The organism is Agromyces protaetiae (assembly GCF_030866785.1).
In the GTDB taxonomy this organism is placed as follows: Bacteria; Actinomycetota; Actinomycetes; order Actinomycetales; family Microbacteriaceae; genus Agromyces; species Agromyces silvae.
Genome location: NZ_CP133018.1, coordinates 2,147,751 through 2,167,264 on the forward strand (window position 1 = coordinate 2,147,751; position 19,514 = coordinate 2,167,264).

The 19,514-nt window shown below is 68.4% G+C and carries 20 protein-coding genes; 11 read left to right on the forward strand and 9 right to left on the reverse strand.

The features are described 5' to 3' along the window. Positions 1–676: 676 nt before the first annotated feature. The gene (locus QU602_RS09965; RefSeq protein ID WP_308796286.1) at positions 677–1,327 is read right to left on the reverse strand and encodes a GntR family transcriptional regulator; all 651 of its coding nucleotides are present in this window, start codon (positions 1,325–1,327) and stop codon (positions 677–679) included. 61 nt (positions 1,328–1,388) lie between these two features. Between QU602_RS09965 and QU602_RS09970 the strand changes: the two genes are divergently transcribed. Next, complete coding sequence (locus tag QU602_RS09970) at positions 1,389–2,039, forward strand: hypothetical protein (protein WP_308796287.1); 651 nt, start codon at positions 1,389–1,391, stop codon at positions 2,037–2,039. On the opposite strand, the gene QU602_RS09975 is transcribed toward QU602_RS09970, so the two are convergent. After that, on the reverse strand, positions 2,036–2,770 hold the full coding sequence (locus tag QU602_RS09975) for a GntR family transcriptional regulator (RefSeq protein ID WP_308796288.1): 735 nt from the start codon (positions 2,768–2,770) through the stop codon (positions 2,036–2,038). The two genes, QU602_RS09970 and QU602_RS09975, sit on opposite strands and share 4 nt — an antisense overlap. 157 nt (positions 2,771–2,927) lie before the next feature. On the opposite strand from QU602_RS09975, the gene QU602_RS09980 reads away from it, so the two are divergent. Continuing rightward, positions 2,928–3,626 carry an FCD domain-containing protein gene (locus QU602_RS09980; RefSeq protein ID WP_308796289.1) on the forward strand — a complete coding sequence of 233 codons (699 nt, stop codon included), beginning with the start codon at positions 2,928–2,930 and terminating at the stop codon, positions 3,624–3,626. Between the two features lie 105 nt (positions 3,627–3,731). On the opposite strand, the gene QU602_RS09985 is transcribed toward QU602_RS09980, so the two are convergent. Next, complete coding sequence (locus QU602_RS09985; RefSeq protein WP_308796291.1) at positions 3,732–4,460, reverse strand: hypothetical protein; 729 nt, start codon at positions 4,458–4,460, stop codon at positions 3,732–3,734. 170 nt (positions 4,461–4,630) lie between these two features. Between QU602_RS09985 and QU602_RS09990 the strand changes: the two genes are divergently transcribed. Together QU602_RS09990 and QU602_RS09995 are read left to right on the forward strand one after the other, a co-directional pair. After that, the gene (locus QU602_RS09990) at positions 4,631–5,998 is read left to right on the forward strand and encodes an MFS transporter (RefSeq protein WP_308796293.1); all 1,368 of its coding nucleotides are present in this window, start codon (positions 4,631–4,633) and stop codon (positions 5,996–5,998) included. A 74-nt stretch (positions 5,999–6,072) separates the two neighbouring features. Beyond that, positions 6,073–6,588, forward strand: a complete 516-nt coding sequence (locus QU602_RS09995; RefSeq protein ID WP_308796294.1) for a helix-turn-helix domain-containing protein — start codon at positions 6,073–6,075, stop codon at positions 6,586–6,588. A 12-nt stretch (positions 6,589–6,600) separates the two neighbouring features. On the opposite strand, the gene QU602_RS10000 is transcribed toward QU602_RS09995, so the two are convergent. From QU602_RS10000 to dhaK, 5 genes are all read right to left on the reverse strand, one after another. After that, the gene (locus QU602_RS10000; RefSeq protein WP_308796295.1) at positions 6,601–7,350 is read right to left on the reverse strand and encodes a formylglycine-generating enzyme family protein; all 750 of its coding nucleotides are present in this window, start codon (positions 7,348–7,350) and stop codon (positions 6,601–6,603) included. A 123-nt stretch (positions 7,351–7,473) separates the two neighbouring features. Then, on the reverse strand, positions 7,474–7,815 hold the full coding sequence (locus QU602_RS10005; protein WP_308796296.1) for a hypothetical protein: 342 nt from the start codon (positions 7,813–7,815) through the stop codon (positions 7,474–7,476). A 46-nt stretch (positions 7,816–7,861) separates the two neighbouring features. Further along, the gene (gene dhaM / locus QU602_RS10010) at positions 7,862–8,596 is read right to left on the reverse strand and encodes a dihydroxyacetone kinase phosphoryl donor subunit DhaM (protein WP_308796297.1); all 735 of its coding nucleotides are present in this window, start codon (positions 8,594–8,596) and stop codon (positions 7,862–7,864) included. Then, positions 8,589–9,245 carry a dihydroxyacetone kinase subunit DhaL gene (gene dhaL / locus QU602_RS10015; RefSeq protein ID WP_308796298.1) on the reverse strand — a complete coding sequence of 219 codons (657 nt, stop codon included), beginning with the start codon at positions 9,243–9,245 and terminating at the stop codon, positions 8,589–8,591. Before dhaL ends, dhaM begins: the two co-directional genes overlap by 8 nt. Next, complete coding sequence (gene dhaK / locus QU602_RS10020; protein ID WP_308796299.1) at positions 9,245–10,246, reverse strand: dihydroxyacetone kinase subunit DhaK; 1,002 nt, start codon at positions 10,244–10,246, stop codon at positions 9,245–9,247. Before dhaK ends, dhaL begins: the two co-directional genes overlap by 1 nt. A 311-nt stretch (positions 10,247–10,557) precedes the next feature. Here dhaK and QU602_RS10025 point away from each other — a divergent pair, with 311 nt between their 5' ends. Then, positions 10,558–11,271, forward strand: a complete 714-nt coding sequence (locus QU602_RS10025) for an MIP/aquaporin family protein (protein WP_373692929.1) — start codon at positions 10,558–10,560, stop codon at positions 11,269–11,271. Between the two features lie 126 nt (positions 11,272–11,397). Then, entirely contained in the window at positions 11,398–12,912 is a 1,515-nt protein-coding gene (glpK, locus tag QU602_RS10030; protein ID WP_308796300.1) for a glycerol kinase GlpK, read from the forward strand. A 60-nt stretch (positions 12,913–12,972) separates the two neighbouring features. Here the strand turns inward: glpK and trpD are convergent, their stop codons facing one another. Beyond that, positions 12,973–14,028, reverse strand: coding sequence for an anthranilate phosphoribosyltransferase (gene trpD, locus QU602_RS10035; protein WP_308796301.1), 1,056 nt, complete (start codon positions 14,026–14,028; stop codon positions 12,973–12,975). A 135-nt stretch (positions 14,029–14,163) separates the two neighbouring features. Here trpD and ctaE point away from each other — a divergent pair, with 135 nt between their 5' ends. The 5 genes from ctaE (at position 14,164) to QU602_RS10060 (ending at position 19,493) form a co-directional block, all read left to right on the forward strand. Continuing rightward, complete coding sequence (gene ctaE / locus QU602_RS10040) at positions 14,164–14,805, forward strand: aa3-type cytochrome oxidase subunit III (RefSeq protein WP_308796303.1); 642 nt, start codon at positions 14,164–14,166, stop codon at positions 14,803–14,805. A 48-nt stretch (positions 14,806–14,853) separates the two neighbouring features. Next, the gene (gene qcrC / locus QU602_RS10045; protein WP_308796304.1) at positions 14,854–15,645 is read left to right on the forward strand and encodes a cytochrome bc1 complex diheme cytochrome c subunit; all 792 of its coding nucleotides are present in this window, start codon (positions 14,854–14,856) and stop codon (positions 15,643–15,645) included. A gap of 37 nt (positions 15,646–15,682) precedes the next feature. Beyond that, positions 15,683–16,756, forward strand: coding sequence for a cytochrome bc1 complex Rieske iron-sulfur subunit (qcrA, locus tag QU602_RS10050; RefSeq protein ID WP_308796305.1), 1,074 nt, complete (start codon positions 15,683–15,685; stop codon positions 16,754–16,756). Then, positions 16,753–18,384, forward strand: a complete 1,632-nt coding sequence (qcrB, locus tag QU602_RS10055; RefSeq protein ID WP_308796307.1) for a cytochrome bc1 complex cytochrome b subunit — start codon at positions 16,753–16,755, stop codon at positions 18,382–18,384. The genes qcrA and qcrB overlap by 4 nt, the downstream gene beginning before the upstream one ends. 89 nt (positions 18,385–18,473) lie before the next feature. After that, the gene (locus QU602_RS10060; RefSeq protein ID WP_308796308.1) at positions 18,474–19,493 is read left to right on the forward strand and encodes a methyltransferase domain-containing protein; all 1,020 of its coding nucleotides are present in this window, start codon (positions 18,474–18,476) and stop codon (positions 19,491–19,493) included. Positions 19,494–19,514: the final 21 nt, after the last annotated feature.

Below are 19,514 nucleotides of genomic sequence, written 5' to 3' on the forward strand. Positions count from 1 at the left end.
CGTCCGTTTAGCGACCTGTGTCGATTCGCTGCCGCGGCGCTCGGGCGAAGCGCCCATCGACGTATGCTCGCCGCCCTGCAACCACCTCAGCAGCTGAAGCTCTCGCCACGCAGTGGTGAAGTGGAGGCGATGGCGCGTGTGCAGCATCGGCTGCCGTGCAGCGCCACGATCGGACGCACACCCGCACCTCCGATAATGCACATTATGTCGGCTTGTTGCTTCGGAAGTCCCCGATTTGCAGAGGATCTGCAGAGATGGCCATCCGCGAGCACCCACCGGGTGAAGTTCGGTTCCAGGGCGCGGACCAGCCCGTCTTCGCGCTTCTGGCGAGCGGTCGGGCGGCTCAGAACCCCTAGACGGCTCAGAATCTCCAGACAACCCAGCGGCCACACACGAAGTTGGTCGCGGATAGCCGCATCAATGCTGCGGTCAGCGCGTATCACTCACCGCGTGTGACCCACTGCGGCTGGCACGCGCACGCCCGAGCGTTCGGGGTGCGCCGAGGCTCCTTCACACTTGCCCCCTGCAAAGGAGCCTCGGCTTCGCCCCGCGAACGAGACGAGGTGTTGATCCCGCGGGGTCCTGAAGGAAGCCCCGCAGGAATATATTACCACACCGTTCTCGTGAGCTGCAACCAACCTCGACGCCCGCCGCACGGGTGAGCGACCCGGCTCGCTCATGCACCGAGTCGAACCCCGCCATGCACCCAGGAGGCGAGCGATCGCCGGGCATGCTCCGCCCCCTCCCCCGCGAGCGCGCGAACCACCCCGGCATGGAGCGCGCCGTGCGCTTCTGGCGTGTGGGTCAAGCTCGGCTCGGCGAGCCGAAGACGATAGGAGGCCGCCGTCGCGCCGAGGCGGATGCTGTAGCTCGCACTTGCCTCGCGCAGCGCCTGGAAGAACGCGAAATGCTCGGCGAAGGCATCTTTCCCCGCCTGTACGAGGCGACGGAAGGCTTCGCGAATCGCATGGAGGAACTCGAGCAGTCCGTCTGGAAGCGCCGTGTGCAACGCCGAGATCAGCGCATGGTGCAGCGACGCCCAGTCCCGGGCTTCGCGATCGGCCGCCTCCGGCGTGAACGAGCGCAGTCGGGTGTACCGCGCAGGCGCGACGTCGAGGAGGCCGAGGCCGTCGAGCCGCTGAATCGCCTCGCGCACCGGCGTGCGCGAGACGCCGAGCTCGACCGCCCACTCACGATCGTGCACGGCCGCGCCGGCGACCAGGCTACCGTCCACGATCGACTCCAACATGGCACGGAACACTTGATCGGCCACGCTCGACGGCGTCTGACCAGGCTCGAATCGGCCGGCGAAGTTGTTGACGATCACGCCACTCTCCCTGAACACTCAGCGAACACCAACCCCGTTTCGAGTATTGCAGTATATTCGCTTGAAGGCACGCTTTCACCCCTCGATTCGTCGTTCACGCGGCATCCTCGGCGGCGGCGATCATCGGTCACGCGATCGATTCGCGATGTATGCGTCATTGCAGTATACTGTCATCATGCGACACAGATTCTTGCGGCCGGTCGTCACCCTCACGCTGGCGGTCGGCGCACCCCTCATGCTGCTGAGCGGCTGCACGACCGACCCGCCCGTCCAACCGCCGGGCAGCGCCACCGTCGGAGAGGCGACGAGCTGCCCCGGGGAGTTTCTGCACTCCCTCGCCAATCAGCGCACGGCCGCCGGCGCCGGGGTCGAAGTGACCGAAGATGCAGAGGCCGTCGAGTTCGATGAGTTCGACGATGACGGGCTCGCGTGCATCGCCAAACTGACCGGCAACCGGACTCTGCCCTCGGGCGCCCCCGAGCCGGCCGAGTTCGTCGCCCTATTCGAGGGCGACCGTGCAGAGTCCATCACGACCCAGGTCGAAGATCTCGGATTCTCACCCTCTGAGCGCGGCATCTGGCGCCGCGACGGAGAGCTGCTGAGTATCCGGACTGAAGCCGCTCCGCGCCTCGGCATCGAAGGCGACGCCACGTTCACCCTGGTGTCGGTGATGGACTCCGAGGAACTCGCGGATATCCGCGTTCCTCGTTAGCGCCTGCTCTTGGCTCCGGGAATCAGGATCAGCCGCAGGTGATCGAGCGCCTTGTGCGCGGCCTTCAGGTCGGATGCGGTCAGCGCGTCGAGGAGCAGCTCCTGCCCCTTGGAAAGGGTTTCGATGTCCACCCAGTCCGGCAGCGTGACACTTCCGAGACGGATGACGTGCTGCACCGACTCGATCGTGCGGTACAACGGCTGATTCGTCGTGAGTGTCGACAACGAGGTGAAGAACTCGAAGTTCTCCAGGGCGACCTTTCGCGCATCGCCGGATTTGACGGCGTTGCGGAAGGCGGTGGCGTGCTGCTTCATCTGACGCAGCGTCTTCGCCGGCACCTTCGCGTCGATCTCATCGACGAGGGCGCGCATGAGTGCGCCCCACACGATGGTGTAATCGCGAACGGTCTCGGGCGAGATCACCGCGACGCGCGTGAACCGATTCGGCTCGGCTTCGACCACGCCGAGCGTCCGCAGCTTCTGGAGCGCTTCGCGCACGGGAGTGCGCGAGATGCCGAGTTCGCGGGCGAGCGCAACATCATTGATGCGCTCACCAGGCTCGAACCGGCCGGCGTGGATGGCGGCGAGGAGCTCGTTGTACAGATTCTCGCCGACGGTCTGGCGAGACGTCGAAATGCTGATCTCTCGGGCGACAGCTGCTGCAGTATCCATACGGACAAATATAGCGGTCGTCAGTACGTGGTATCCCCGAATCGCCGCAATCTTCCTCACATTGTTACGCACATCGCAGCACGGAGGCCAACACCGCACTCCCCCGGACCACCAGGGGCAAGAAAATAACCAAACGGATTGTTCGGGTTGGCATGCCCCGCTTCCTCTCACTACCTACGCTGCGGCGGAGACCACAGCGATGAGGAGGAACACATCCATGAACGCCACTCTGCAGCGCGCCCAGCTCCCGCAAGTCCCGGGCGCCGAGCATGTACGCGCCACGCTCACACCCATCCTGTGGTCGATCGCCGACGGGACCCTGCGCGCCGGCGACGAGGTTCGGGCGCCGGTGCTGGCCGCCCGGCTTCGCCTGGGCATCCCAGACGTCGAGGATGCGATCCCGCGTCTCGCGCATCTCGGGCTCATCCAGCTCCCTGACAAGGAGTACGACGAGGACTACGACGAGGAAGACGCGGAAGACGACGACGAGCCGGCCGTGATGACGAGCTTCAGTCGCGAGCAGGCCATACGTGAGGTGCGCGGCTGGGCCGAGGTGCACCTTGCGATGATCAGCACGGCGTCACGGCTACGCGGCGCGAAATTGCGACGAATGCAACGCGTGCGGGACGCCTACGCCGAGCGTGTCGCCGCGGGGGCGCCCTACGCAGCACTCAACCTCGTCTTCTTCGGGATCCTCTACGAGGTGACGCCGAACTTCGGATTCCGTCTCGCGACGACCTCGGCGGCCTACCGCCTCCGGTTGAGCGAGGACGTGCTCCCGCAGGACCCCCGGAAGACCACCGAGCTCCACGACGCGCTCCTGGCCGCACTCAGGTCGGATGATGTGATGTTCGGTGCCGAGCTCGCCATTCGGACGTGGAGCGGCGCCTTGACCGGGAAACCCCTCGGTTGGTGAGCTGATTCCGGGTTCACCCCTCGGTTGGTGAGCTGATTCCGGGTGCTCACGAGGGCGCGGAGAGCTGGAGCTGCGGCACGTGCTCGGGTGTGGGTCGCCGATCGATCATCGCGCGGCCCCTCGCGCGACCACGGCCCATTCGCGGGTGAGTGACTCCCGCCCGACCAACCCGATTCGCGCCGTCGCGATGGACCGCTCACCCTGGCGGATCGAGAAGACGTTCACTTCGGTGGCGGGATCCCAGCTCAGATCGAGCTCGAGCGGGGCGTCACGGTCCGCCCGGTCCCCGAAGCTCATCTCGACGAGATTGACCTGACCGTTCGGGGCACGAAGCCGGATGGCCGACAACACCGTGTCGGCCAGGCTCTCCGGAGAGACGTCGCCCGGGTCGGGCGCCGCGCGCGTCGGCAGCAGCCGGCCGTCGATGCGACCGGCGACGATCGGGCGACCGCCGGCCACCAGCGTGCAGCTCCATGTCGTGTGCGGCCGCTCGCCAGGTGCCGGTTCGCCGACCGAGGTCTCGACGAGGAGTTCGCACCAGATCGCACCGAGCGCAGGGATCATCGGCGGAAGCCCGTGCCACTCAAGCGTGAAGGACTGGAGCACGAAGCGCCACTCCCCTGGAGCGTCTTCGGCCCCCAGCGTCACGAGGGCGACGCCGAGGCGACAGACCTCGAGTACGACGGCACTCGACAGCTCCAATCCGACCGGCCCCGCCCTCCCATGGATCGCGGGCACGCAGAGGTCGGCTCGCAGTGAGTCGACGCCCGTCCGCTCCCAGTCCGCCAGCAGCACGTCGCCCCCGAACGCCCCGCATCCAGAGTCCAACTCCATAACGCCATCTCCCCGCATCCAGTTCACCATATGTTAATACTCTGGAGCCGCGCCCGGGCCACTGCATGATGTTGCATACGCGGGGATTCGGCGTGCTCCTCGACGCGGCCACGATGCCCTGCCACAATGGGATCGCTATCATGATGAATCCTCACTGAACGCGACGGCTGATGAGCGAGCACCACGATCCGAATCGCCGCCCGGCGGCCTCCGCGGCCCGCACCCCGGCCGAAGCCGGCGTGCCCGCCTCAGCCACCACACCGTGGTTCTCCCGGCGCGTGGTCGCGTGGGCCTTCTGGGACTGGGGGTCGGCGGCCTTCAATGCGGTCGTCACGACGTTCGTCTTCACGATCTATCTCACCAGCCCGGCCTTCGGGCCAGAGAACACGGTCGAGCCGCAACTAGCCTGGGCGCTCGCGTTCGCCGGACTCGCGGTCGCACTGTTCGCGCCGATCTCGGGGCAGCGTGGCGACCTCACGGGCCATCGCAAGCGCTGGCTCGCCGTCAACACCGCACTCGTGGTCGCGCTCATGCTCGCGATGTACTTCGTCGAGCCCGCTCCCGAATTCCTGCCGCTCGGCATCGCGCTGGTCGCCGTGGGCAGCGTCTGCTTCGAGTTCGCGAGCGTCAACTACAACGCCATGCTGGCGCAGGTCTCGACGCCGGCCACCGTCGGCAAGGTCTCCGGCTTCGGGTGGGGCATGGGCTACGTGGGCGGCATCGCCCTGCTCGTCCTCCTCTACCTCGGACTCATCCAGCCGGCGGTCGGCCTCTTCGGCGTCAGCAGCGAGCACGGGCTCGATGTGCGGGTCGCCATGCTCATCGCCGGCCTCTGGTTCGGGGTCTTCGCCATTCCAGTGCTGCTCGCCGTGCCGAAGAATCCGGCGGGCGCAGGACCGCGTGCGGCCCGGCACCGAGTCGGCATCCTCGGCTCGTACGCGCGTCTCGGTCGCGATGTCGCGCACCTCTGGCGAACACAGCGCAACACGGTCCGGTTCCTCATCGCCAGCGCGGTCTACCGAGACGGGCTTGCGAGTGCGTTCACCTTCGGCGGCGTACTCGCATCCACCGTGTTCGGATTCTCGCCGGGCGAGGTGATCGTCTTCGCAGTCGTCTCGAACATCGTCGCCGGTGCCTCCACCATCGCGGTCGGCGCCCTCGACGACCGCCTCGGCGCCAGGCTGATCATCCTCGCGTCGCTCGCCGGGCTCATCGTCAGCGGACTCGTCATGTTCGTCTTCCACGACGCCGGCAAGCCGGCATTCTGGTTCGCGGGACTCGCGATCAGCCTGTTCGTCGGGCCTGCGCAATCGGCCAGTCGGAGCTTCCTCACCCGGCTCATCCCCGACGGGCACGAGGGCGAGCTCTTCGGCCTGTACGCCACGACGGGGCGCGCCGTCAGCTTCCTCGCACCAGCCGCGTTCGCGACCGCCGTCACCGTCGGCGGCGCACCGCACTACGGCATCATCGGCATCGTGCTCGTCGTCGCCATCGGGTTCGGCCTGATGTTCCTCGTGCGATCTCCTGCTGTGGAGTGATCGGCGCGCCGACACGAATCCGGTACGATGCTATCCATGCATATCACCATCTCGATGGCAGGCTCGGCCGGCCGATGAGCAGCACCGATCTGCGCGTGCAGGACTCCCGTTCGCCGGGCGCCGATCGCTCCGCGCACGCGAGCCCGGCGATGGTTCCGTCACGTCAGTCCGCTGAGGATGCGTTCTGGGCGAGCCTGCCCGCCACACTCACCACCGCGTCCCTCGCCCGCACCCTTCGCATCAATGAAGACACCACCTTGCGACGGTTGGCCGAAGGGCGCATCCCGGGGTACCGGCTCACGAGTTCCTCGTGGCTGGTCTTCCGCGACGAGCTGCGTGCGCACCTCAATGCGTGCAGCAACCGACTCCCGCGGCACACGGCAGCGCCCGATGTGCTGGCCGAATACGCGGACGTCCTCGGCTACCGCGACCTCATGCTCCTCCTCGGCAAGAGCAAGCCGACGATCTACGCCTGGTTGCAGGCGGGCACGATTCCGGGCTACTTCCTCGACGGGCGTTGGCTCGTCTATCGCCACGAGCTGCGTGCTGCGCTCGATGAGGTGCGCAACGGGCCGCGCGTCTCCGCATGACCGCCCTGCCGGTCACCCGCGCGGCGTCCATCCCGGCGGCACCGGACCGGTGATTGCGGCTCGCTCCGCATCGGCGTCCGCCGACCACCCCTGAGCGACGTCGGTCGCATCGAACCCGCCGCGCGCCACGCGAAAGCCGACATCCTCGTGAGACATCCGGGGCGCTCCACCGCGGCGTGTCGATGCTCTGACGCTCCAGGCGTCATCCGCGAAGCCCCCACCTCGGAAGACGCGATAGGCGTCGTATCGCGCCGGGTCCAGATGGTCCCAGCACCATTCCCACACATTGCCGAGTGTGTCGAACAGCCCATTCAGGTTCGGCAGCTTCATCCCGACGTCCTGCGGCGCGGTCACCCCGTCTGCGCTCGTCCACGCGACGTCGGCGAGAAGCCCGTAATGCGGACCGGTCGATCCGGCGCGGGAGGCGAACTCCCACTCCGCCTCGGTCGGCAATCGGAACCCGTCAGCATCGACGTGCCAGGTGACGTCTTCGCCGTCGAAGGTGTACGCCGGCTCGAGCCCCTCCCATTCGGATGCCGCGTTGCAGAAGCGGATCGCTCGAAGCCAGCTGACGTTCGTCGCGGGACGGTGGGGGTGGATCGCCCCCGGCCGCTCCCCCAGCAGCTCTGCGAGTTGCTCCTGGGTCAGGGCGAATACCCCGATCTCGAACGCCTCGAGCTCGACGCTCCACCGGATCTTCCGGCGCGCGTCGTGCAGCGTGACGGTTCCGGCCTCGATTCGCGCCATCTCGATGTCGGTCACCGGAGCAGTCTCGCAGACGCGGGCCGCGGCTCCGGGCGGCCACGACAGTGAGCCGGAGCTGCGCCGACGACTGGGCACCACGGGTTCGGAGCCGGGCGTCGAGCACCCCGCTCCGCATCCTCGTCACGCCTCGCCGCGCTCCTGTCGCTCCCGGTACCGCTCGAGCCGCCGGCCCTCGGCCGGCATGCCGAGCTCGTTGTACGGACCCTCGACGTCGTGCTCCGGCAGCCGGTCGCTGGTCGGGCAGATGAGGATCACATTGCCCGAGTGCTCGGCGAACCGGTGCTCGTACATCGGATGACCGCACACCGGGCACGGCGCGTCGTCCGACGGCGCCGGCGGCGGGCCTTCCCCGGCGGGGCCGGGCGGTGATTCGAAGACGGGCGTCAGCGCCCGGTCGACCCGGTCGAAGAAGTGGGTGAACGCGTTGCCGTCGGTTCGGCGGCTCGCCTCGTCGCGTGCCATGGCTGGATGTTACGCCCGGCGCGCGCCGCTCGCCACCATCCGTGCGTCAGGTCTCGCCGAACCCGGACTCGGCGAGGTCGGCGATCGCCTCGACGGCGGCCTCACCGGTCGGATCGTCGGACGCGACCTCGATCTGAGCGCCGGCGTTGAGTCCGAGGGCCATGATCGCGAGCAGGCTCCTCGCATCGACGCCGTTCACAGTGACCCGCTGCGGGAACTTCGAGGCGAGCTTCACCAGCTCCGCCGCCGGCCTGGCGTGCAGGCCGTCCGCATTCACGAGCGTGACGGTGCGCCGGAGCGCCGGCCTGCCGCCCTCTCGGTCGGACGCCTCGTCCGAGACGCCACCCGAGACCCCCGCCTGCGGCGCGGCGTCCCCCACAGCCGCGCCACCGGCCGCCGACCTCGCCGCAGCCACGACCTCGTCGAGCGGCGCGCCCGACTCGGCCGCGACCGCGGCGGCCACCCCGCCCTCGACGAGCGGCGCGTCGACGAGGCGCACCCGCTCGCGCTGCGCATCGTCGAGGAACTCCAGCGCGGTCTCGGCCGTGAGGATCGCGGAACCCAGATCGCACAGCACGACCGCTCCGGCGCCGGCGTCGGCGTCGGCGATCGCGGCGCTGACCCGATCGAAGCTCGTGCCGATGCGGCCGTCGTCGGTGCCGCCGGCGGCGGCGAGTACCGCCGTCGGCGCCATCTGCCGCGCCAGGTCGACGAGCCCGCGCGCGATCGACTCCGAGTGGGAGACGAAGACGACGCCCACCTTCTCCGCAGTCTCAGCCACCGGCGACCCCCGCCGCCTCGGCTGCCGCCCTCAGCAGGTAGGCGGACGACTGGGCGCCAGGATCGCGATGCCCCGCCGAACGCTCACCGAGATAGCTCGCGCGTCCCTTGCGCGCGACGAGCGGTTCGGTGGCCACGGCGCCGGCCGCCGCAGCGTCGGCAGCGGCCGCGAGCACGTCGGCGGGCGTCGAGCCACCGGCCGCCGCGGCATCCGCCGCCTCCACCGCGGGGGTCCAGGCGTCGACCATCGTCTTGTCGCCGGACTCCGCCTTGCCGCGCGCGACGATCCCGTCGCGCGCAGCGGTGAGCAACGCGGCGATGGCGGCGGCGTCGAGCTCGGTCTCGCCGGCGATCGCGGTCGAGGCGCGCAGGTAGGCCGTCCCGTACAGCGGACCCGCGGCGCCGCCGACCGTCGAGATCAGCGTGGTGGCGACGAGCTTCAGCACGTCGGCCGGGGTCGTATCGTCGGCGACGTCGTCGAGCTTGGCGAGGACCGCGGTGAACCCGCGGTCGAGGTTCTCGCCGTGGTCGCCGTCGCCGATCTCACGGTCGAGGGTGATCAGTTCGACGCGGTGCTCGTCGACGACTGCGGCACTGCGGCGTACCCAGTCGAGCGCCCACGCGGTTCCCAGCGCACCTCCGGCCGGCATCAGCGGCCCCACCTGAGCGCCGGGGTGTGGACCGGTGCGTCCCAGAGCTGGGTCAGCTCGTCGTCGAGCTTCAGGAGGGTGATCGAGATGCCCTGCATCTCGAGCGAGGTGATGTAGTTGCCGACGAGGGAGCGACTGACCTCGATGCCGAGCTCCCCGAGCCGTTCTGCGGCCCGTCGGTACGCGATGTAGAGCTCGATCTGCGGCGTGCCGCCCATGCCGTTGACGAAGAGCAGCACGCGGTCGCCCGAGCCGAACGGCAGATCTTCGATCACCGGTGCGAGCATCCGGTCGACGAGTGCGTCGGCCGGTTCGAGCTTGATGCGCTCCCGCCCGGGCTCACCGTGGATGCCGATACCGATCTCGACCTCGTCGTCGGCGAGCGTGAAGCTCGGCTCGCCGGCGTGCGGCACGGTGCAGGGCGTGAGCGCGAGTCCCATCGACCGGGCGTTGGCGTTCACGCGCTCGGCGACCGAGGCCACCTGGTCGAGCGTGTCACCGCGTTCGGCCGCCGCGCCGGCGATCTTCTCGACGAGCACCGTTCCGGCGACCCCTCGGCGTCCCGCGGTGTAGAGCGAATCCTTGACCGCGACGTCGTCGTTCGTGACCACGGCGCGGACCTCGATGCCGTCGGCGGCGGCCAGGTCGGCCGCGGTCTCGAAATTGAGCACGTCGCCCGTGTAGTTCTTCACGATGTGCAGCACGCCCGCTCCCCCATCGACGGCCTTGGTGGCCGCCAGGATCGGGTCGGGGGTCGGCGAGGTGAAGACCGCGCCGGGCACGGCGGCGTCGAGCATGCCGTAGCCGACGTAGCCGGCGTGCAGCGGTTCGTGCCCGCTGCCACCGCCGCTGACGAGCCCGACCTTGCCGCTCACCGGCGCATCCGCCCGCACGACGAAGATGGGGTCGGTCTCCACTCGGACGAGATCCGCGTGCGCGATGGCGAAGCCGGCAACCGACTCGTCCACCACCCGCTTCGGATCGTTGATGATCTTCTTCACGGGGCATCCCTTCGCTCGGCTGGCCGTGGCGGCGCCTCAGTGCGCCGGCCCGGTGCAGCGTCCACCGCCAACCTACGCCCGGGAGACACCTCGAGGTAAGGGGCAGGGCGTCTCAGATCCTCGCGTTCGGTGCGGATGCGCGTACTCAGGTGAGACGGAGTTGGGCGTGGCTGTTCCCAGCGGATGCCCAGCTGAGTATGGTGGGCGGTATCTCGCTATGGTGGGAGACCCCATGGCTCAATGGAGAGGATGGAACCCTCGTGGAATTGAACCTCGGCCTCATTTTCCTATCGGAGCTGGTCGGCACCGCGATGCTGGTGCTGCTCGGCTGCGGCGTGGTCGCCAACGTCGCGCTCATTCGGAACAAAGGGTTCGGCGGCGGGTTCCTGATGGTGAACTTCGGCTGGGGCCTCGCGGTCTTCGCCGGTGTGATCGTGTCGTACGCGTCCGGGGCGCACATCAACCCGGCCGTGACGCTCGGCCTGGCCGTCAACCTGCTCGGTAAGGGCGAGACCGAGTTCCAGCCCGGCATCCCGATCGACTTCCTGTCGATCATCACCTACATCGGCGCACAGCTGATCGGTGCGATCATCGGTGCGGTCATCGCGTGGCTGGCCTACAAGCAGCACTTCGACGAGGAGCCCGAGCCCGCGAACAAGCTCGGCGTCTTCTCCACCGGCCCTGCCATCCGCTCCTACGGCTGGAACCTCGTGACCGAGATCATCGGCACCTTCGTGCTGGTGTTCGTCATCCTCGGGTTCAGCTACGGCGGGACGCCCGCCGAGCTCGGCGCACTGCCGGTCGCCCTCCTGGTGGTCGGTATCGGTGCCTCCCTCGGTGGCCCGACCGGGTACGCCATCAACCCGGCTCGTGACCTCGGCCCACGCATCGCGCACGCCATCCTCCCGATCAGGGGCAAGGGCGGGAGCGACTGGTCGTACTCATGGGTTCCCATCGTCGGTCCGATCATCGGCGGCCTCATCGCCGGCTGGGCGGCGCTCGTACTGCTCCCGGTACTCGGCTGAGCGAAAGGGCGGGGCTTCACGGCCCCGCCCTTCTTCATTCGGCAACGCCCCCGTAGGTTGTTAACAGCACACACCGGCGCCGAGCCGTTCGTGGACGGCTCGCGTCGGCACGAATGAGAGGAAGTCATGGCCGACTACATCCTGGCGATCGACCAGGGCACCACAAGCTCGCGCGCGATCATCTTCGACAAGAAGGGGTCGATCGTCGCGTCCGGTCAACTCGAACACGAGCAGATCTTCCCGAGGGCCGGGTGGGTCGAGCACGATCCGCTCGAGATCTGGAACAACACCAGGCAGGTGATCGGTGAAGCGCTCGGCAAGGCCGACCTGACCCGCCACGACATCGCCGCGGTGGGCATCACCAACCAGCGCGAGACGGCCGTCGTGTGGGACAAGAACACCGGCCAGCCCGTCTACAACGCCATCGTCTGGCAGGACACGCGCACCCAGCCGATCGTCGACCGGCTCGCGGCCGACGGCGGCGTCGAGCGGTTCAAGGACACCGTGGGGCTCCCGCTGGCGACCTACTTCTCCGGCACCAAGATCGTGTGGATCCTCGAGAACGTCGAGGGTGCGCGCGAGAAGGCCGAGGCCGGTGACCTGCTGTTCGGCACGACCGACAGCTGGGTGCTCTGGAACCTCACCGGCGGCACCGACGGCGGCGTGCACGCGACCGATGTCACCAATGCCAGCCGCACGCTCTTCATGGATCTCGAGACGCTCGAGTGGCGCGACGACATCCTCGACGTCTTCGGCGTGCCTCGGTCGATGATGCCCGACATCAGGTCCTCGTCGGAGGTCTACGGCAACGTGGAGTCCTCGAGCCTGCTGCGTGAGGTGCCGGTCGCCGGCATCCTCGGCGACCAGCAGGCGGCGACCTTCGGTCAGGCCGCATTCGACCAGGGCGAGTCGAAGAACACCTACGGCACCGGCAACTTCCTCATCTTCAACACCGACACCGAGATCATCCACTCGAAGAACGGCCTGCTGACCACGCTCGGCTACAAGCTGGGCGACGCTCCGGCGCACTACGCGCTCGAGGGGTCGATCGCGGTCACGGGCTCGCTCATCCAGTGGCTGCGCGACAACCTCGGCCTCATCTCGAGTGCGCCCGAGGTCGAGGAGCTCGCCAAGACGGTGGAGGACAACGGCGGCGCGTACTTCGTGCCGGCCTTCTCCGGGCTCTTCGCGCCCTACTGGCGGCCCGATGCACGCGGCGCGCTGGTCGGCCTCACCCGCTACGTGAACAAGGGCCACATCGCCCGTGCAGCGCTCGAGGCGACCGCCTTCCAGACCCGGGAGGTCCTCGAAGCCGTGAACGCCGACTCGGGCGTCGATCTCACCGAGCTCAAAGTCGACGGCGGCATGATCGCGAACAACACCCTCATGCAGTTCCAGGCCGACATCCTCGGCGTCCCGGTCGTCCGGCCGGTCGTCGCGGAGACCACGGCGCTCGGCGCGGCTTACGCGGCCGGCCTCGCGGTCGGCTTCTGGTCCGGTCTCGACGAGCTGCGCGCGAACTGGCAGGAGGACCGCCGCTGGGAGCCGCAGATGGACGCCGACGAGCGCGATCGCCAGATCCGACTCTGGAAGAAGGCGGTCACGAAGACCTTCGACTGGGTCGACGAGGACGTCAGCTGACCTGGTCGAGCTGAGATCAGCGGATGCCTCGTGCCGAGCTCGGCACGAGGCATCCGCTCGTCACGCGGCCTGTGTGGCCGCGACCCACTCGTCGAGCTTGCGGGCCGCGGCGCCCGAGTCGATGGCCTGCGCGGCGACCGCGAGCTGATCGCGGAAGCGCTCGAGGATGGTCCGCTGGAACTGCGAGGGGTCCTTCGCGAGATCGAACGCGACCAGGCCGGCGGCGGCATTCAGCAGGACGATGTCGCGGACCGGGCCCTCGCCGCCCGCGAGGACCTCGTGCACGATCGCCGCGTTGTGCGCGGCATCGCCGCCCTGCAGGTCTTCGATCGACGCGCGGCGGATGCCGAGGTCGCGCGGGTCGAGATCGTGCTCCTTGACCGTGCCTCCTGACACCTCCCAGATGTGGCTGTGCCCGGTCGTGGTCAACTCGTCGAGGCCGTCGTCGCCGCGGAAGACGAGAGCCGTCGCCCCGCGCGTCTGGAACACGCCCACCATCAGCGGGACGCGGTCGAGGTGCGCGACGCCGACCGCCGAGGCTTCGGGCCGAGCGGGATTGCACAGCGGACCGAGGAAGTTGAAGACCGTCGGCACGCCGAGCTCGGCGCGCACCGGGCCGGCGTTCGCGAAGCCGGGGTGGAATGCCGCCGCGAAGGCGAAGCTGATGCCCGTTCGTTCGAACACCTCGGCGACACGCTCGGGCGAGAGCGTGAGGTCGACGCCGAGCGCACGCAGGACGTCCGATGAACCCGACGACGAGCTCGCCGCCTTGTTGCCGTGCTTCAGCACGGGGACTCCGGTCGCGGCGGCGACCACGGACGCCATCGTCGACACGTTCACCGTGCCGAACCGGTCGCCGCCGGTGCCGACGATGTCGAGCGCCATGGCGTCGACCGCGAGCGGCAGGGCGTGGTCGAGGATCGCGTCGCGGAAGCCGACGATCTCGTCGACGGTCTCGCCCTTGAGCCTCAGGGCGACGAGGAATCCGGCGAGCTGGGCCGGCGTCGCCCGCCCGGTCATGACCTGCTCCATGCTCCACGCGGCGTCCGACACGCTGAGGTCCTCGCCGCTCATCAGCGACGTCAGAATGGCGGGCCAGGTGGGGTGCGAGCTCATGCGAATGATCCTATCCGCCGTATTCACGGTGGATTCCCGGCCCCGCCACAGGCCGCTCGCGGCTCGTCCTCGGCGTCGCGACCGACACGGGATCGGCCGATGACGAAAACTCACCCGCCGAATCGGCCATAATGGATGATTGTGACGAGCACCTCATTGACTTCTCAGGCCAGCGCGCCGCTGATCAAGCGTCCGAATACCGTCGCCGTCGGCACGATCGTCTGGCTGGGCAGCGAGGTCATGTTCTTCGCGGGCCTCTTCGCGATCTACTTCACGCTGCGGGCCACCTCGCCCGAGCTGTGGGACTTCGAGGCGGGCCGGTTGAACTTCCCGTTCGCACTCGGGAACACGCTCATCCTGGTGGCATCCAGCTTCACCTGCCAGTTCGGCGTGTTCGCCGCTGAGCGGATGCAGCCGTACATGACCGGCAAGTGGTACCAGGTCGGCAAGTGGGGCATGGTCGAGTGGTTCTTCCTCACCTTCGCCATGGGCTCGGTCTTCGTCGCCGGCCAGATCTGGGAGTACGCCCAGCTCGTCCACGAGGGCATCGCGATCGACTCGAACGCATACGGCTCGGCCTTCTACCTCACGACGGGCTTCCACGGTCTGCACGTGACCGGTGGTCTGATCGCCTTCCTCCTCGTCATCGGCCGTGTCTTCGCCGTCAAGCGCTTCGGACACCGTGAGGCCACGAGTGCGATCGTCGTGTCGTACTACTGGCACTTCGTCGATGTCGTCTGGATCGGCCTCTTCCTCGTCATCTACGTCCTCAGATAGTCGCGTCAGGAGCTTTCCCCCAGCATGCCCGTGAACAGGAAGAGACCCATGAACCGCCAGAAGCGCACCGGACGCCGGCATCCGCTCGCCACCGTCGCCCTGCTCGCGCTCGGACTCGTCTTCACCGGCGGTGCCTACGCGGCGCTCAGCTCGGGCACCGTCGCGCAGGCCGAAGCCGATCCGACGTCCCAGCAGACGATCGAAGAAGGCAAGAAGCTCTTCCAGGCGAACTGCGCCACCTGCCACGGTCTCGACGCCGAAGGCACGGCCACCGGACCAAGCCTCATCGGCGTCGGCGCCGCGGCGGTCGACTTCCAGGTCGGCACGGGTCGCATGCCCATGCAGATGCAGGGCCCGCAGGCACTCCAGAAGCCGGTGCAGTTCACCGACACGCAGGTCAAGCAGCTCGCGTACTACGTCGCGTCGCTCGGCCCCGGCCCCGACATCCCCGCCGACCACCTCGTCAACGGCGGCGGCGACGCCGCGAACGGCGCGGAGCTGTTCCGCATCAACTGCGCGATGTGCCACAACGTGGCCGGTGCGGGTGGTGCGCTCACCGAGGGCAAGTTCGCTCCTGGACTTTCGGATGTCTCGGGCGTCCACATCTACGAGGCCATGGTCACGGGCCCGCAGAACATGCCGGTGTTCAACGATCTGAACATCTCCCCTGAGGACAAGCGCGACGTCATCACGTACCTCAAGTATGTGCAAGACAACCGTTCGCCCGGCGGCTTCGAGCTCGGCTCGCTCGGCCCCGTCGCGGAGGGCCTCTTCATCTGGATCTTCGGCCTCGGCGCGATCGTGGCCATCACCGTGTGGATCACGGCGAAGTCCAACTAGCGCACCCGGCATCGAAGTAGTTTCACGAAGGAGAACCATGGCCCACGACGACACCAGCGGCACGGACCTCGTCGCCGCGGACTCGTCACACGCGGCACACCCCACCGCGTCGCCGGGTACCGCTGTCATCGCCACGGATGCGTTCGAGAACCCCGGGTTCCCGCCGCACCGCCCGCGCGTCACCGACGAGGACCCGAAGCGTGAGAAGCGCGCCCAGCGCACGGTCTACACGCTCTTCTACCTGTCGATCCTCGGCAGCGTCTGGGCCATCGCCGCGTACATGCTCTTCCCCATGGAGTCCAACGACGTCGGCGCGGTCCGCCTGAACAACATGTTCTTCGGCCTCGGCGCGACACTCGCGCTGCTCGGCATCGGCTTCGGAGTGGTGCACTGGGGCAAGGCGGTCATGACCGACGTCGAGCTCGTCGACGAACGGCACCCGATCGGCGGCTCGGCCGAGACCCAGGCCGCGGCGGTCAAGGTGTTCCAGGACGCCGACCGCGAGTCCGGGTTCTCCCGCCGCGCCGTCATCCGCAACAGCCTCATCGGCGCGCTCATCGCGTTCCCGCTGCCCGCGGTCGTGCTCTTCCGCGGCTTCGCACCACAAGACGAGCTCCCCGTCGAGCTGCTCAGCCACACCATGTGGCAGAAGGGCACGCGTCTCGCGCTCGATCCGTCGGGCGCGCCCATCAAGGCGTCCGACGTCACGATCGGCAGCGCGTTCCACGTGATCCCCGAGGGTCTCCAGGACATGGGTCACGGCCGGCTCGAAGAGAAGGCCAAGGCGGCCGTGCTGCTCATGCGCCTCAACCCGGCCGAGCTCAACGAGCTGCCCGAACGCGCCGACTGGTCGTACGACGGCATCGTCGCGTACTCGAAGATCTGCACCCACGTCGGCTGCCCCGTGGCGCTGTACGAGCAGCACACGCACCACCTGCTCTGCCCGTGCCACCAGTCGCAGTTCGACGTGGCGAACCACTGCGAGGTCATCTTCGGCCCGGCTGCGCGGCCGCTTCCGCAGCTGCCGATCGCCGTCGACGACGAGGGCTACCTCGTCGCGCAGAGCGACTTCACCGAACCCGTCGGCCCGAGCTTCTGGGAGCGCAGTTGAGCACCGCAACCACCAACACGCCGCAGAAGCGGTCGTTCACGGCGTCAGCATCCGTCTACGTCAATGAACGCACCAGCATCGCGGGCTTCGTCAAGGAGCTCGGCCGCAAGGCCTTCCCCGACCACTGGTCGTTCCTGCTCGGCGAGGTCGCCCTCTTCAGCTTCATCGTCATCCTCATCTCGGGCACGTTCCTGACGTTCTTCTTCCAGGCGTCCATGGCCGAGGTGCACTACGAGGGCTCCTACGTGCCGCTGAAGGGCGTGGCGATGTCGGTCGCCATGTCCTCGACGCTCGACATCTCGTTCGACATCCGCGGCGGGCTCTTCGTCCGCCAGATGCACCACTGGGCGGCGCTGCTGTTCGTGGCCGCCATCGGCCTGCACATGCTCCGCATCTTCTTCACCGGTGCGTTCCGCAAGCCGCGCGAGCTCAACTGGGTGATCGGCTTCGTGCTCTTCATCCTCGCGATGGCCGAGGGCTTCACGGGGTACTCGCTCCCCGACGACCTGCTCTCGGGCAACGGCCTCCGCATCATCGACGGCATGATCAAGGGCATCCCGTTGATCGGCACCTGGACGTCGTTCCTGCTCTTCGGCGACGAGTTCCCGGGCACCGCGATCGTCGGCCGCTTGTACACGCTGCATATCCTGTTGCTGCCACTGATCATCCTGGCGCTGATCGCACTGCATCTGGTGTTCGTCGTCGTGCACAAGCACACGCAGTACGCGGGCCCCGGCAAGTCGGCGCAGAACGCGGTCGGCCCGCCCATCCTCCCGGTGTACGCGGCCAAGGCCGGTGGCTTCTTCTTCATCATCTTCGGGGTGATCGCGCTCATCTCGTCGCTGTTCACGATCAACCCGATCTGGAACTACGGCCCGTACGATCCATCCCCCGTGTCCGCCGGCACCCAGCCCGACTGGTACATCGGCTTCGCCGACGGTGCGCTGCGTCTCGTCCCGCCGCACTGGGAGTTCGTCTGGCTCGACCGCACCTGGTCGTTCAACATCATCGTGCCGCTCGTCGTGCTCGGCGGGTTCATCGTCACGGTGCTGATCTACCCGTTCATCGAGGCGTGGATCACGGGCGACAAGCGCGAGCACCACATCGCCGACCGTCCCCGCAACGCCCCGACGCGGACCGCGATCGGCGCGGCCGGCGTCACGTTCTACGCCGTGCTCTGGGCGGCCGCGAGCTCGGACCTCATCGCGACACACTTCATGTTGACGATGGAGGGCGTGATCCATGCCCTGCAAGCCGCGCTCATCCTCGGGCCGTTCATCGCCTACTTCATCACCAAGCGCGTCTGCATCGCGCTGCAGAAGAAGGACCGCGAGATCGTGCTGCACGGCTACGAGTCCGGCCGCATCGTGAAACTGCCGGGCGGCGAGTTCATCGAGGTGCACCAGCCGCTCGACGAGTACGATCGCTGGCGACTCGTGAGCTACGAGAGCTACGCGCCGCTCATGATCCGCCCGAACGCACGCGGCAAGATCACGCCCGGCCAGCACGTGCGCGCGGCGATCTCGCGCTGGTTCTTCGAGGACCGCATCGCGCCCGTCTCGCGTGGCGAGCTCGAGGCGTCGCACCACGACAGCCACCACGGCGAGGTCGAGGGCACGAAGCACTGACCGGACCAACCGCAGCTCGGGCACCGCGAGCCTCGTCGATCGACTCGACCTGGCTGCGGTGCCCGAACTGCGTTCGCGACCTCGAGCCGGTGGCCGAGCGAACCTTCGGCTGCGCATCGGGACACCGTTTCGATCAGGCCAAGCACGGCTACCTCACGCTGCTCGATCCGCGCGCCCCGAAGACCATCGGCGACGATCGGTCGATGCTCGACGCGCGCGAACGGCTGCTCGCGAGCGGCGTCTACGCGCCCATCGCGCACGCCGTGGCCGACGTCGCGGAGCGCGCGATCGACGAGCCGCGTGCATCCGCTGCCGACGTCGCCAAGCCGACCGGCCCTGGGCCTGGGCCTGGTTCAAGCTCGCCGGCGGCCGACGAGCGCGCCTCCGCAGGGGTGAGCCCTCTCGGCCTCTCCGTGGCCGACCTCGGCTGCGGGACCGGCTACTACGCCGCGAGCGTCCTCGATCGCGTGCTCGTCGCGCGTCTCCTCGCGGCCGACCGCTCGCCCGACGCGGTGCGTGCGACCCTCCGTGCCCTGAGCGACCGGGTGCCGACGACCGGCGTCGTCCTCGACCTCTGGCGCCCGCTCCCCCTCCGCGACGCATCGGCCGACGTACTGCTCGACGTCTTCGCGCCACGCAATCCACGCGAGTATGCTCGCGTCCTCGCACCGGGCGGCACGCTGATCGTCGTCGTGCCGACCGCCGCGCACCTCTCTGGACTCCGCGAGACCGCCGGCATGCTCGACATCCCGGGCGGCAAGGCCACGCTCGTCGCCGAACAGTTCGCCGCCGCCGGACTGCGGTGCGCGGCATCGACCCGCATCGAGTATGTCGTCGAAGCGGATGCCGCCACGCGTGCGCTCATCGTCGGCATGGGACCCTCGGCGCACCACCGCGATGCCCACGCGCCGGCGGCTCGCGCTGGGGCATCCACACCCGACCCGGCATCCGCCCCCGACCCGGCATCCGCCCCCGATGAGCGATCTGCTTCGATCGAGGCATCCGCTTCGATCGAGGCATCCCATCATGACGAGACATCCGCCGGCGCCGAAGCCGACCCGCGCGAAGTGACCGTCTCCGTCGACGTGCTCACGCTACGTGCGCACTGACGCCAGCGCCCGTCACCTCCT